13 protein-coding genes are annotated in these 12,741 nt (G+C 49.4%); 8 read left to right on the top strand and 5 right to left on the bottom strand.

Annotated elements, in window-relative coordinates; genetic code table 11:
- Positions 1-14 precede the first annotated feature (14 nt).
- The 4 genes from HZ996_05690 (at position 15) to HZ996_05675 (ending at position 3,973) form a co-directional block, all read left to right on the top strand.
- Positions 15-2,291 carry a DUF748 domain-containing protein gene (locus HZ996_05690; protein QTN38665.1) on the top strand — a complete coding sequence of 759 codons (2,277 nt, stop codon included), beginning with the start codon at positions 15-17 and terminating at the stop codon, positions 2,289-2,291.
- A 12-nt stretch (positions 2,292-2,303) separates the two neighbouring features.
- Positions 2,304-2,756 (top strand): SRPBCC family protein, encoded by a 453-nt coding sequence (locus HZ996_05685; protein QTN38664.1) that lies wholly within the window; start codon positions 2,304-2,306, stop codon positions 2,754-2,756.
- Positions 2,757-2,835: 79 nt separating this feature from the next.
- Positions 2,836-3,519: an NUDIX hydrolase gene (locus HZ996_05680; protein ID QTN38663.1), complete on the top strand. Its 684-nt coding sequence runs from the start codon at positions 2,836-2,838 to the stop codon at positions 3,517-3,519.
- 73 nt (positions 3,520-3,592) lie between these two features.
- On the top strand, positions 3,593-3,973 hold the full coding sequence (locus HZ996_05675; protein QTN38662.1) for a DoxX family protein: 381 nt from the start codon (positions 3,593-3,595) through the stop codon (positions 3,971-3,973).
- Between the two features lies 1 nt (position 3,974).
- Here the strand turns inward: HZ996_05675 and HZ996_05670 are convergent, their stop codons facing one another.
- Together HZ996_05670 and HZ996_05665 are read right to left on the bottom strand one after the other, a co-directional pair.
- A complete protein-coding gene (locus HZ996_05670) occupies positions 3,975-4,748 on the bottom strand; it encodes a hypothetical protein (protein QTN38661.1) in 774 nt (257 codons plus the stop codon).
- Positions 4,749-4,750: 2 nt separating this feature from the next.
- Positions 4,751-5,371 (bottom strand): PorT family protein, encoded by a 621-nt coding sequence (locus tag HZ996_05665; GenBank protein ID QTN38660.1) that lies wholly within the window; start codon positions 5,369-5,371, stop codon positions 4,751-4,753.
- A 62-nt stretch (positions 5,372-5,433) separates the two neighbouring features.
- Between HZ996_05665 and HZ996_05660 the strand changes: the two genes are divergently transcribed.
- Positions 5,434-6,375: an alpha/beta hydrolase gene (locus HZ996_05660; GenBank protein QTN38659.1), complete on the top strand. Its 942-nt coding sequence runs from the start codon at positions 5,434-5,436 to the stop codon at positions 6,373-6,375.
- Here the strand turns inward: HZ996_05660 and HZ996_05655 are convergent.
- Positions 6,372-7,019, bottom strand: a complete 648-nt coding sequence (locus tag HZ996_05655; GenBank protein ID QTN38658.1) for a 4'-phosphopantetheinyl transferase superfamily protein — start codon at positions 7,017-7,019, stop codon at positions 6,372-6,374. The genes HZ996_05660 and HZ996_05655 overlap by 4 nt on opposite strands.
- Before the next feature lie 28 nt (positions 7,020-7,047).
- Between HZ996_05655 and HZ996_05650 the strand changes: the two genes are divergently transcribed.
- The 3 genes from HZ996_05650 (at position 7,048) to HZ996_05640 (ending at position 8,991) form a co-directional block, all read left to right on the top strand.
- Positions 7,048-7,632, top strand: coding sequence for a carbonic anhydrase (locus HZ996_05650; GenBank protein ID QTN38657.1), 585 nt, complete (start codon positions 7,048-7,050; stop codon positions 7,630-7,632).
- Between the two features lie 66 nt (positions 7,633-7,698).
- Positions 7,699-8,667, top strand: a complete 969-nt coding sequence (locus tag HZ996_05645; GenBank protein ID QTN38656.1) for a sodium-dependent bicarbonate transport family permease — start codon at positions 7,699-7,701, stop codon at positions 8,665-8,667.
- Positions 8,668-8,670: 3 nt separating this feature from the next.
- The gene (locus HZ996_05640) at positions 8,671-8,991 is read left to right on the top strand and encodes a hypothetical protein (GenBank protein QTN38655.1); all 321 of its coding nucleotides are present in this window, start codon (positions 8,671-8,673) and stop codon (positions 8,989-8,991) included.
- On the opposite strand, the gene secA is transcribed toward HZ996_05640, so the two are convergent.
- Both secA and HZ996_05630 read right to left on the bottom strand, forming a co-directional pair.
- The gene (secA, locus tag HZ996_05635) at positions 8,988-12,371 is read right to left on the bottom strand and encodes a preprotein translocase subunit SecA (GenBank protein QTN38654.1); all 3,384 of its coding nucleotides are present in this window, start codon (positions 12,369-12,371) and stop codon (positions 8,988-8,990) included. The two genes, HZ996_05640 and secA, sit on opposite strands and share 4 nt — an antisense overlap.
- 145 nt (positions 12,372-12,516) lie before the next feature.
- A complete protein-coding gene (locus HZ996_05630) occupies positions 12,517-12,741 on the bottom strand; it encodes a DUF2795 domain-containing protein (GenBank protein ID QTN38653.1) in 225 nt (74 codons plus the stop codon).

Here is a 12,741-nt window from a genome sequence, read left to right as displayed (position 1 = left end):
GAATACCACCGCCCATGAAACCCTGGAAAAAGTGGGTCCTTGGAATCCTTGCCTTTCTATTCCTCGCAGTGGTCATCATCTTGGCCTTAGCACCCGGATACATCCATCGATATGTTGAAAAGCACGATGTTGATCTCGTCGGTCGGGAAATCTACATGGATGACTTGCGCATTCGCTGGTTGCGCGCGCAACTGGAAATCGAAGGCTTCGACATGCGCGAGCGCGATACGGCTGTCAGTTTTATCACCTTTGACCGATTCCATGCAGACCTGCACCTATGGAGTCTACTGCGGGGATACATCCATTTGAAGCGCGTGGAACTGGATCGCCCCATGGTTCATGTGGTACAGGATGGAACTGAGTTCAACTTCGACGATCTCGCCACTGCAACAGATACCGATTCTACAGCAGAGCCTTTAGACACCTCAAAAGGGTCTTCCTGGCACTTTGTCTTGGAAAATTACCACCTCAACGACGGCTTCATTCTCTACCAAAGTGATCTTCAGCCCGATCTCGAAATCGACAGCTTTGAAGTACGCGTTCCCATGGCCAGTGACACGGCAGCGCGTATCGGTTCTCATGTTCGTTTTCACATCGTCACAGGCGGTTTATTTACCATTGATACGGATGTAATGCTGGCAGAATCAGCCTTCGCCAGCCACTTTATCATGGACGATTTTGACTTCGAGTTCCTCGAACCCTTCCTGATGGCTTATATGGAATTGGAGGATTTAGAAGGTGTTATTGATCTGGACCTCGTTGCACACGGCGGGTGGTCCGAATCCAGTGACATCCAGCTTCGCGGGCTTATGGACGTTCGCGATGTCCAGATGATCGACAAATTTGGCGATGAATTGGTCGGCTTGGATCACCTCCATATGGGATTAGACTCCTTTGACCTCTACACCGCAGAGTTTGACTTAGGTGATTTTGAGGTGGATGGCTTTAGAGGCCTTTATGAAGTGTTTTCGGTCGGGGAGGATAGTCTGACCGATTCCTATTCGCGGATCATGCTTCCCCTGGCATCTGCCGAAGGTCCCGACACCCTGAAGTCAGGTGAGTCCGTGAACTACAACAACCCGTTCTCCATCGCCGCAGCTTATGTTGAGGTCTTTGCCAAAACCTACAAGGATGCGGACTACAAGCTGAATCACTTTGAGGTCAAGAACAGTTCCTTCACCTACAATGACTATACATTGCGTGACGCTTTCCGTTACGAGGTAACGGACTTGGCCCTACGGGCCGATGGAATTGATTCTCACGAGGAATTCCTGCAAATCAACGCCTCCGCCCTACTGAATGAAGTGGGCCATTTCGAAGGATATATCCGGACCTATACGGAGAACTTGCGAAACATGGACATCGAGTACAAAGTATACGGAACTGAACTCTCGCCCTTCACGCCCTATTCCGACACCTACGTGGCGCACCCCATTACCAATGGAGAAATTGTCTACGAAAACTCCACCACCATTCGGGATAACCACATCGAAAGCAATAACAACATTGTATTTGACGACTTAATCTTTGGCCAGAAGTCGGATTACGAGTCGTTCTACAACCTCCCTGTTCGCCTAGCCGTGGGTCTTTTGAAAGATAAAGATGGAGACATTGTGCTCGATGTGCCTATCGAAGGGGATTTGGATGACCCCGAGTACGACTACTCGAAGGCCATTTGGACTTCCATCAAGAACATTGTCCTCAATATTGTCAAGGCCCCCTTCAAGTTCATCGGAGGCATGTTCGGAATTGATGAAGACAACCTCAAGCAGATCGATTTCGGCTTGCTACAATTGCAGTTGAGTAAGCAGCATGAAAAGCAGCTGAGCGATATGGCGAAGGTCTTGGAAGAACGTCCCGATTTAAACATAGAGTTCAGGCGAATGACTCGAAAATTCGAGACCATGGAAAAATTTGCCGTGACTGAAGTGGCCCATATGTACCTGTATGGAACCCCGGTAGATGATCGCCTACCCAAAGAAGAATTTGAAGCAGTCAACGAGCTCGACATCAACGACAGCACCTTTGTGGCTTTTGTGGACAAAGGCATCCGAGAAGACCAACGGCATTTGCCCATTCAGCTCAAGTGCATCGAATATATAGGACAAGAACGAGCTTCCAGTCAAAGCGATAAGATCGGCGTCATACGCACCTCTGCTATTCGCTCTTACTTGATTCAGAAAAAAGACATAGATTCTACTCGAATTCGATTCTTGATCCTCCCGGAGGACTCTTTGGTTACGAGTCGCAGTACGAGTATATATTCGGTTGGTTTTTGGGTCGAAGACTAAAACCTACACGCTATGAAATACCAACTTTCCATCGAGATCGATAAACCTCGAGACGAAACCATTAAGATTTTCACAGACCCAAAGCAAATTCCACATTGGCAGCGGGGCTTTGTTTCTATTGAACCCATCAGTGGGGATCCCGGCCAATCGGGCTCCAAATCCAAACTCCTCTATCAGTGGGGGAAACGAAAAAGGGAAATGATCGAGGTCATTACGCACCGCGATTTACCTGAGCAGTTTCACGCTACCTATGAAGCAGGAGGTGTATACAACGTCCAAGAGAACTACTTCACGGAAATCGAAGGTGGAAAAACCCTGTGGCGCTCCGTCTCAGAGTTTCGCTTCAGTGGTTTTTTTATGAAAGCTTTGGGCACGCTAATGCCTGGAGCCTTTAAAAAACAGAGCTACAAGTTCATGACGGACTTCAAGAATCTGGTGGAACACGGTACTTCCGTGGCGAAGTGAATATGACTTAGTAAAAAATTAACGAACCACGTACGTATTCTTTATACGGAAAGTGTATTTTAGACACTAAGACTAAGCCATGAACAAGCCCGATTTTCACTTTGCCATCAGTTCTTCGATTGTCATTTTCTCTTTTGACGGATCGCAACTGCTCTTTTTGGTAGCCCGGAAGAACTCCGAGCCCTTTAGCGGCGCCACTATGCTTCCATCTACATACGTAGGTTCTTCAGAAAGCTTGGATGAAATCGCTGGAGAATTAGTCGAGAATATTTTTCACCTCAAGGATTACTACCTGGAGCAGCTCAACGCGTTTGGAAAAGTCTACCGTCATCCAGAAGGGCGCATCATCAATGTAGCGCACTTCGCCTTAGTCAACTGGTCCGAAGTTCAAAGTCAAGAATTAGACGAAGGATATCGCTGGGTTACGCGGGACCACATCCCTCAAATGGCCTTTGACCACAATGAAATCATAGAGTTTGCCTTGGAGCGGTTGAAGCGACGCGTTCGACACCGTCCTCTCGGATTTCACATGCTCCCTTCCGAGTTCACCTTGAAAGAAATTCGCCTGCTCTACGAAGAGGTTCTTCAACGAGAATTGGACAAGAGGAACTTCCAAAAGAAGTTTACGCGATCTGAATTGTTGCTCCCGATCGACAAGAAAGTCATCGCTGCCCCCGGTAATAAAAAGCCGTCCCAATTGTACAGTTTTGATGAGCAGCAATACCAGCGCCTGACCTTAAAGGGCTACGATTTCAAGTTCTAAGGAGGTCTCCTTCACTTGTTTCTTATTGGCGAATGCGTATATTAGATGTATATACATCAAAATCTGTTGCGCTATGAAAATTGTCAAATGGATCCCCCAGGTCTTGCTCATTATCGCCTTCACGATGGCCGGACTCCTAAAACTCCTCACCCCGTATGACCAAATCTCGGTCACGCAAGGAATGGATTGGACGAAGGATTTTAGCCCTATGATGATCAAAATCATCGGACTATTGGAGTTCTTGGGAGCTCTTGGTTTATTCCTACCGGTCGTCTTGAAAAGAAATTTGAACCTCGTTCCCTTAGCAGCAGCCGGCTTAGCGCTGACCATGGTCGGGGCCATGATTACTCATGTAGGGCGCGGTGAAATGGAAGCACTTCCCCCTAATGTAGTACTGCTACTCCTCTCTCTTTTGGTGATCTACATCAGAAAAGACTATATGAAAACCGCCTAGGCTAGAATCGGTAACCCACTTGAATGACAAACCGGGCGCCGACTTTAAAAGCGTTCGTAGAGCCTGAAAAGGTCGCCAGCTCACCATCTGTGAGTGTCGTCAGCCAAGGGTACTCATCAAAAAGCCATTCTACCAACTCGGGATAATACTCGTCTAGGGGTACATCGGAATTTCCTTCGGTCCCAAGCGTAAATCCATAGAGCGCATATGAAGGTGCAAAAGTGATGAGATCAACTGCCAATTTATCGTTGAAGAAGCTGAATTGATAGCCTATTTGAGCCCCTATCCCGAGGGTGTAGAGATGTGAATTGATATCAACACCAGCCATTCCTCCGCTTTCGAATTCAATATTGGCATTGGATTCCCACCAATGATTGTGGTGGGCCATGTAGGGAGCAAAGAATAATCCGTGTGGAGCAAAACCTTTGTTTTCACTCTTGAAGTAAAAACGATATTCGGCAAGAAGAGAATAGCCATTAGATCTTGACCGATCAAAATTAAATAAAGCTGTATCTGCTGTTCGCTCCTTGATAAGCCCCGGCATTCTCAAATACCCTGCGGTTATGGCAAAACTCTGATAGGGCTTGACGACTCGCTCATAACTGATGACTGCGCTGCGAACGTCCCAAACCAAGCTCGGCGTAGGATTGAATTTGATAACATTTGGACGGTAAAAGGGCTCAGATACCTCGAAGCTTCGCAAGGTGTCGTTCTGAGCGGAGAGACTCAGTTGAGTCAGTACAATTACTCCTAACCAAAGGCAACGGAGCTTCATGCTTATAGGATTCGGTATCCGATGCTCAGCAACACTTGGTGCATGTTACCATTGAGGTCGTATGATGTGTTCCCATCATTTACACCTTGAACGGGGTCGTCAAATGACCCTTCCGCTTTAAGGTCGATTAAGAACTTTCCGAGATCGACGCCTACTCCGTATTGCCAACCAAAGCTAGCCGTTGCGAATTCTAAGTCCCCACCATCCGCATCATCTGATGTGGATAAAATGGTATTAAACGTTGGGCCTGCATTGAGGCGAATCGGCCCCAATTTGATCCCGACCAAAACGGGGATATCTAGGCGATTGATGTTGACGATAACATCGGCTTCTTCTTGGGTAGCGGTATTGATGAAATCTACCTCTGCCGGTAGGTTGGTATACAGAAGCTCTGGTTGAACATAAAATCCAAGCACCTTGAAACGCGTATACGCTCCTACGTGAAAAGCAGTACGAGGCTCTCCTGGTCGTACTTCAACAGTGGCACCCCCAGGGATACTCAACTCTTCATTGATTCGGATGTCAGAACGGCCAACGCCAGCACGCGCACCGAGCTGGAAAACTTGACCGTAAGTCGTTGAAAAGGCCAATACAACAAAAAGGGAGAGTAGTGCTTTTTTCATGATGAATGAATTATACCCCTAAGGTCGAAAATTCTTTGGATATAAACTCCGAACTTGTTCACATGACCAAGCTTCGAAATGTTCTGATCGGCATCGTTGTGTTATTGGGCCTTCCAGTAGTCTTGACATGGCGTGTTGACCTTCCGGCCGATGAGCTCTGGAAAAAATACCAAACCCCACATTCGGCTACCTTTGAATACAAAGGACAGAGGATCCACTATAGCGCTTCCGGTCAAGGTCCTGCCCTACTCCTTTTACACGGTACGAGCTCCAGCTTGCATACTTGGGATGCCTGGAAAAAAGAGCTCGAGGGTCAATACCGAATCATCGCTTTAGATTTACCCGGATTTGGTCTGAGCGGGCCATCAAAATCCGGTGATTACTCGGCGGCCTTTTATCTAGAGTTGTTTGAGAGCCTACGCGAACATGTGGATATCGACAGCTGGACGGTTATCGGGAACTCCTTTGGAGGTAAACTGGCCTGTCTTTACGCAGTAAATACTCCGGACGTCTTGGATGGCCTTGTTCTCATCAATGCCAGTGGCTGGACAAAAGACGACAACGGGTTTAGCATATTTGACCTCGCCTCAGGTCCTTTAGGCCCCATTATTGCTCATTGTACACCGCGCTTTCTGATCGCTCGAACCTTGCGCAATGTATATGCCGATCCGTCCTTGGTCACTCCAGACCTCATCGATCGTCACTATGAGCTTTTGCTCTATCCGGGAAACCGTCAGGCCCTACGGGGCCGATTGAAAGCCGAATATCCCTCTTGGACCGCCGAAAGCGCTAGTAAAATTTTAACCCCTACCCTTTTTCTATGGGGAACAGAAGATCCGTGGTTTCCGCCTTCGAATGGACAGGATTGGGCAGAATCGATGAGCAATGCCCGCTTTGTCCCCATTCCAAACTCTGGGCATGTTCCTATGGAAGAGTCTCCACAAGAATCTGCTCGTGCCTTCGTTCAGTGGCAGGAAGGCAGAATTATTCCCAAACTGGATTAAAACCGAACGGCTTCGACATGGACATCTGGTGCCTCTCCCTCCACAGCAAGGTGAACGAAGTGGTTTTCGGAACCGACTTCAATTGGGGTCGTATTCCAAGACTTTTCGCGGAATTGAAATTGGCCCGGTTGAGCTTCGGTGATTTCTCGTAAAGGTAGCGTAAGGCCATCGCCGATTTCCTTGACAATAGCCTCCTTCTGTGTCCAGCGCTTGAAAAATGCACGAACGGGATCTTCGGATGTGCGAAAACCCTCCATCTCCACGGGATTAAACTGCTTGGTGAAGAGATAGGGGTCCTTTTGGCGCACGCGTTCACTGTCTAGACCAACGGGAAGATCATGAGACCAGGCGATGGCAACGAGGCCATCGGTATGGGTGACATTGAAGTGAAAGAGGTCCGGGTGGAAGGGTTTACCGTGGGGGCCTGCTTCGATTTCTGCAAGGCGTTGGGGCGATTGGCCATCGGCCCGCAGGGCCAAAAGCAAGAGAAGCTTACCAGCTAGTGCGTTGAAATATCCCTTGAAGTGCTTAAATTGGCGTATCTCGCTGAGCTGATTGTCAGGCATGAGGGCCAAATAGGCGTCCTCGGAGTCTTGCTCCCAGCTGTAGTTGTGAAGAAAAAACCGAACCTGAACCTGCGCCACGAGCGTAAATTTTAATCAAAAGTACAACATGAGTCAAAACCTATCGGCCGAAGAGGCCATGGCTAAATTGAAAGAGGGGAATCAACGTTTCGTAAACAACCAATTGAGCCACCCACACGAGGATATGAGCTGGCGTTTTTCACTGGTCGATGGACAAGAACCCTATGCCGTGATCGTCACGTGCTCGGACAGTCGAGTAACGCCTGAAATTGTCTTTGACCAAGGTCTGGGAGATCTTTTTGTCATCCGAGTTGCCGGGAATGTGGCTAAGGATAAAGTGATTGGAACCATTGAATACGCCGTCGCCCATTTGGGAGTGAACTTGGTCGTGGTCATGGGCCATGAAAGCTGCGGGGCGGTGGGTGCTTCCTTGGAGATCGATCTACCTGGCGGGCACATCAACTCCTTGGTCCATCAAATTCGACCTGCAGTCTTAGCAGCTCAAGAAATGGAAGGCGATTTGCTGACCAACGCCGTCAAAATCAATGCAAAAATGGTGGCTCGAAACATCATGGACGCCGATCCGTACATCCGCCCGAAACACCGGGAAGGAACTGTGGAGGTGGTACCTGCCTACTACCGTCTCAGTGACGGAGTGGTCGAGTTCATCTAAGGAGTTTTCAACAACTCTTGCATTTTCGATAGTATTGCTATTATCTTTGCAGGCTAAACACCCGATATGGATTTATCGCTTATCCTGCACAACTTCTTATCACCCCCTATTCTCTTTTACTTTTTGGGAATAGGGGCTTTTCTTATGCGGTCGGATCTGGAGATTCCTTCGACCCTGGGAAAACTCTTTTCGCTATACCTCTTAATGGCCATCGGTCTGAAAGGAGGGTTTGCCCTGCAGCATTCGTCGGGAGGCGGTGAAGTCTTCGGAACGCTCGGAGCGGCCGTACTGATGGCTTCAGTCACTCCTTTTGTAGCCTTTTTCCTGCTGCGTCGCTTTCTCGGAGTCTACAACTCCGCCGCTTTGGCCGCCACATATGGATCCATTAGTGCCGTAACCTTCATTACGGCTGTCGCTTTCTTGGAGAAGCTTTCGGAGAACTACGACGGATACATGGTCGCGGCAATGGCGCTAATGGAAAGTCCTGCGATCATCGTGGGGGTCTATCTGGCCAGCCGCTATGGACGAAAGTCCAAAACAGAAAAAGTAGAATGGAAACCGCTCATGCAAGATGCCTTCCTAAATGGATCGGTCGTCCTGATTCTCGGCTCCCTGCTCATCGGTTACGTTGCGGATCTTGAATACGAAGCAGCCCTGAAGCCGTTTACCAAGGACCTGTTCAAAGGAATGCTTTGCTTCTTCCTTTTGGACATGGGATTGGCATCCGCACGTCGGATCAAAGTACTGCGTAAAACGGCCAAGATTGCCGTTAGTTTCGGTATCGGTTTTGCCTTGTTCTCGGGATTGCTCGGACTCGGTGTCTCCTACCTCTTAGCCTTGTCTCCAGGGAATGCTTTGCTCTTCACCCTACTCTGCGGATCGGCCAGTTACATTGCCGTTCCTGCAGCTATGCGCATCGCCGTTCCTCAGGCCAACGCCAGCTTGTACGTGCCGATGTCCTTGACCATTACCTTCCCCTTCAACATCACCTTGGGGATTCCACTTTATTACTATTTGATTCAACTAATTTGGTAAGCCATGAAAGCCGTCAGTAAAATAGAACTCATTATTCCGAGTGCCTACGCACAGCATCGATTGCTCGCCAAATTGGATGAGTGGGGCATTGAAGGATACAGCGTCATCCGCGAAGTCATTGGAAAGGGATCCTCTGGCTTCAAAGGAGGAGATTTACCCGTTGATATTGGGCGAAATTGGTACGTCCTTATTGCCTGTGACCCTGAACGGGTCGAAGAGATTGTCGAGGCCTTTCGGCCAGTCATTACCAAGTACGGCGGTGTCTGCCTAGTCACCGACGCTCAAATGCTCAAAAAGAGTGCCTTCGAAGAGGACGCTGATTAATCAATCAGCAACCACTCTTCTTTATCCAATAAGGGCTTCGCAACCTTGTACTTCACCGTCTTGGTTTCCCCGGACATCCGGTGCTTGATGGTCACCTTGTCGTTCCGTCCAATCTTTCGCTCTTCGCGAACGATGGGCTCAGTGACACGAGGGCGTTGTGGCCCCATGGGCGGTGCCTGACCTCCTCCCACCTGACGTGGAGGAGCTGCTTGACCATTTCCTGAACCGGGATCACCAGGGCGACTCGTTTGAAGCTTGCTCATGTCCTGACGCGGCTGGCGTGCCTGCTGAACCTCTTGAGGGTTCTGCGTGGGCAACTCTCCCTTGAACAAGAAGCTGACCATCTCTTGGTTGGTCGTATTCAGCATGCGCTTAAAGAGCTCAAAAGACTCAAATTTGTAGATCAAAAGCGGATCCTTCTGCTCGTAAGTCGCCGCCTGAACAGACTGCTTCAAGTCATCCATTTCACGCAGATGATCCTTCCACTGCTCATCAATCATCGCGAGCGTAATGTTCTTTTCAAAGGCTGCAATCAAGGCGCGACCGCCTGAATTGTAGGCGTCCTCCAAGTTGACAACGGCTTGAAGCATGCGCGTTCCATCGCTAAAGGGAACTACGATGTTCTCGTACTGGCCTTTTTGATTCTCGTAGACGTCCTTAATGACTGGCCAGGCCATATTGGCAACGTGAACCATACGCTCTTTGTAGTGCGTCCGCGCAGCCTCATAGACCTGAGTCACCACCTCTTCGTGGTTGGACTTCATAAAGGTCTGCTCGTCCATCGGCGCCTCCATACTAAAGAAGCGGATCATGTCGAGCTTAAAGCCTTCGTAGTCTTTGTCTTGTTGGTAGATATCAATGAGGGTATCCAACGTATCGTACATGTTGTTGGCCAAATCGACGCTCAAGCGATCTCCAAACAAAGCGTGCTTACGGCGTTTGTACACCACCTCACGCTGTGAGTTCATCACATCATCGTACTCGAGAAGACGCTTCCGAATACCGAAGTTGTTTTCCTCTACTTTCTTTTGGGCACGCTCAATGGACTTGCTGATCATCGAGTGCTGAATCACTTCACCTTCTTCAAGACCCATACGGTCCATGAGTTTGGCGATTCGCTCAGAACCAAAGAGTCGCATCAAGTTATCTTCAAGAGATACGTAGAACTGAGAGCTACCCGGATCTCCTTGACGACCAGCACGACCTCGCAACTGACGGTCAACGCGTCGTGAATCGTGGCGCTCGGTACCGATGATCGCCAAACCACCGGCATCTTTCACCTCTTGACTCAGCTTGATATCCGTTCCCCGACCCGCCATGTTCGTGGCAATGGTAACGGTTCCTGGCTGACCGGCCTCCGCAACAACGTCGGCCTCCTTCTTGTGAAGTTTCGCGTTCAAAACGTTGTGCGGAACCTTCCGCATCTTGAGCATACGACTCAAGATTTCCGAAATCTCGACGTTCGTGGTACCCACGAGGACCGGACGCCCTGCCTCACGGAGTTTCACAATCTCGTCCGCAACGGCGTTGAATTTTTCACGCGTAGTCTTGAAGACCAAATCTTGACGGTCATCACGGGCAATCGGACGGTTGGTTGGAATCACCACCACATCCAATTCATAGATGTCCCAGAATTCACCAGCTTCCGTTTCTGCCGTACCCGTCATACCACTTAGCTTGTGGTACATCCGGAAGTAGTTCTGAAGGGTAATGGTCGCGAAGGTCTGGGTAGCGTCCTCGATCTTCACGTTCTCCTTGGACTCGATTGCCTGGTGCAAACCATCCGAATAACGACGGCCTTCCATGATCCGACCCGTTTGCTCGTCCACAATCTTCACTTTGCCGTCCATCAAGACGTATTCCACGTCTTTTTCAAAGAGCGTGTAGGCCTTCAGCAATTGGTTCAAGGTATGGATGCGCTCGCTCTTCACAGAGTAATCGCGGAGCATTTCATCCTTCTTCGCGGCCCGATCCTGATCGGATCCCTCCATTTTCTCGATCTCAACCATCAAGGCCCCAATGTCTGGAAGCACAAAGAAGTCGCGATCCTCACTGCCCGAAATCAGGTCGATACCCTTATCGGTCAGTTCAATACTGTTCTGCTTTTCATCGATCACAAAGAAGAGATCCTCATCGACCTTGTACATCTCCTTGCTCTGATCCTGCATGTAGAAGTTCTCCGTCTTCTGCAACTGAGCGCGAATACCCTCTTCGCTCAAAAATTTAATGAGCGCTTTGCTCTTGGGCAGTCCGCGATAGACTTGCAAAAGCTTGAAACCTCCCTCTTTTCCATCGCCTTCCGCCAATAATTTCTTGGCCTCGCTCAAGTTTTGAGTCATAAGCTTGCGCTGGGCGTTCACCAGCTGCTCCACCTTTGGTTTCAAGTCGACAAACTTCTGCTGATCGCTTCCCTTGGGAACCGGTCCCGAAATAATCAGGGGAGTACGCGCGTCGTCAATCAATACGGAATCCACCTCATCGACAATGGCGTAGTGATGCTTGCGCTGTACCAAATCTTCCGGGCTACGCGCCATATTGTCACGCAAGTAGTCAAAGCCGAACTCGTTATTGGTCCCATAAGTAACGTCCGCCTTGTACGCTTTGCGGCGCTCCGGAGAATTAGGACGGTGGCGATCAATGCAATCCACGGTAAGGCCATGGAATTCGAAAATTGGAGCCATCCATTCGCTATCCCGTTTAGCCAGATAATCGTTCACGGTAACCAGGTGTACCCCTCGGCCCGTCAAGGCATTCAAAAAGACCGGCAAGGTCGCCACAAGGGTTTTCCCTTCCCCTGTCGCCATCTCCGCGATCTTTCCTTGATGCAGTACCGTACCCCCAATCAGCTGCACATCGTAGTGCACCATATCCCAGGTAATTCGGTTCCCCGCAGCCATCCAATTGTTGGCCCAACGAGCTTTGTCTCCGTCGATTTCGACGTTCTCTTTACGGTGCGAAAGCTCAATGTCGAAGTCGCGCGCCGTCACTTCAACGTATTCGTTGCCCGCAAAACGTCTCGCAGTTTCGCGAACTACGGCAAAGGCTTCAGGCAAAATCTCCGACAGCACTTTCTCGACCTCCTCGAGCGACTGCTCTTCCAAGGCATCGATTTGCTTGTAGAGATCTTCCTTCTGCTCCACCTCGACTTCATCGCTATCGATCTGCTTCTGCAGTTCTGCAATTTGCTCTTTCTGTGGCGCTTCAGCCGCCCGAATCCGCTCGCGGAATTCATCTGACTTCGCCCGCAAATCATCGTTAGACAGCTCATCGAGACCAACCGCCGCCGCATTCACTTGGTCGACGTACGGCTGCAACTCTTTCAAATCACGATCGGCCTTGCTGCCAAAGACCGACTTCAATGCTTTATTTAGAAAACTCATATCCTTCTAATTCCTGGGAAAACAAAAATAGGCTTTTGCGCCTACGGCGCGATGCTCCCTAAGTCAAAAACCCCTCCATTTATTTGGCTCATGCCAAATCGGCACATCGGGGCAAAAAAAATCCCGCTCGTGGCGGGATGTAGGCTTAGTACTCGTCCTCGTTCCAGAGGAAGTCTTCGTCCGAGGGGTAGTCGGGCCAAATCTCTTCGATGGACTCGTAGATTTCGTTCTCTCCTTCTTCGATGGCTTGAAGGTTTTCAACCACCTCCAAAGGCGCACCCGTACGAATAGCGTAGTCAATCAATTCGTCCTTGCTCGCTGGCCAAGGGGCGTCGCTCAAATAAGAAGCTAATTCTAAGGTCCAGTACAT

The sequence above is a fragment of the Cryomorphaceae bacterium genome, from assembly GCA_017798125.1.
Taxonomy (GTDB): Bacteria; Bacteroidota; Bacteroidia; order Flavobacteriales; family ECT2AJA-044; genus ECT2AJA-044.
Note: the sequence above shows the minus strand (reverse complement) of the source record. Positions and strands in the feature narration are given on the sequence as shown.

Bases quoted from the DNA above. Each gene is read 5' to 3' on its own strand.
- HZ996_05670 (QTN38661.1), bottom strand. From the start codon at position 4,748: ATGAAGCTCCGTTGCCTTTGGTTAGGAGTAATTGTACTGACTCAACTG.
- HZ996_05690 (QTN38665.1), top strand. From the start codon at position 15: ATGAAACCCTGGAAAAAGTGGGTCCTTGGAATCCTTGCCTTTCTATTC.
- HZ996_05675 (QTN38662.1), top strand. From the start codon at position 3,593: ATGAAAATTGTCAAATGGATCCCCCAGGTCTTGCTCATTATCGCCTTC.
- HZ996_05645 (QTN38656.1), top strand. From the start codon at position 7,699: ATGGATTTATCGCTTATCCTGCACAACTTCTTATCACCCCCTATTCTC.
- secA (QTN38654.1), bottom strand. From the start codon at position 12,371: ATGAGTTTTCTAAATAAAGCATTGAAGTCGGTCTTTGGCAGCAAGGCC.
- HZ996_05630 (QTN38653.1), bottom strand. From the start codon at position 12,741: ATGTACTGGACCTTAGAATTAGCTTCTTATTTGAGCGACGCCCCTTGG.
- HZ996_05650 (QTN38657.1), top strand. From the start codon at position 7,048: ATGAGTCAAAACCTATCGGCCGAAGAGGCCATGGCTAAATTGAAAGAG.
- HZ996_05660 (QTN38659.1), top strand. From the start codon at position 5,434: ATGACCAAGCTTCGAAATGTTCTGATCGGCATCGTTGTGTTATTGGGC.
- HZ996_05685 (QTN38664.1), top strand. From the start codon at position 2,304: ATGAAATACCAACTTTCCATCGAGATCGATAAACCTCGAGACGAAACC.
- HZ996_05665 (QTN38660.1), bottom strand. From the start codon at position 5,371: ATGAAAAAAGCACTACTCTCCCTTTTTGTTGTATTGGCCTTTTCAACG.
- HZ996_05680 (QTN38663.1), top strand. From the start codon at position 2,836: ATGAACAAGCCCGATTTTCACTTTGCCATCAGTTCTTCGATTGTCATT.
- HZ996_05640 (QTN38655.1), top strand. From the start codon at position 8,671: ATGAAAGCCGTCAGTAAAATAGAACTCATTATTCCGAGTGCCTACGCA.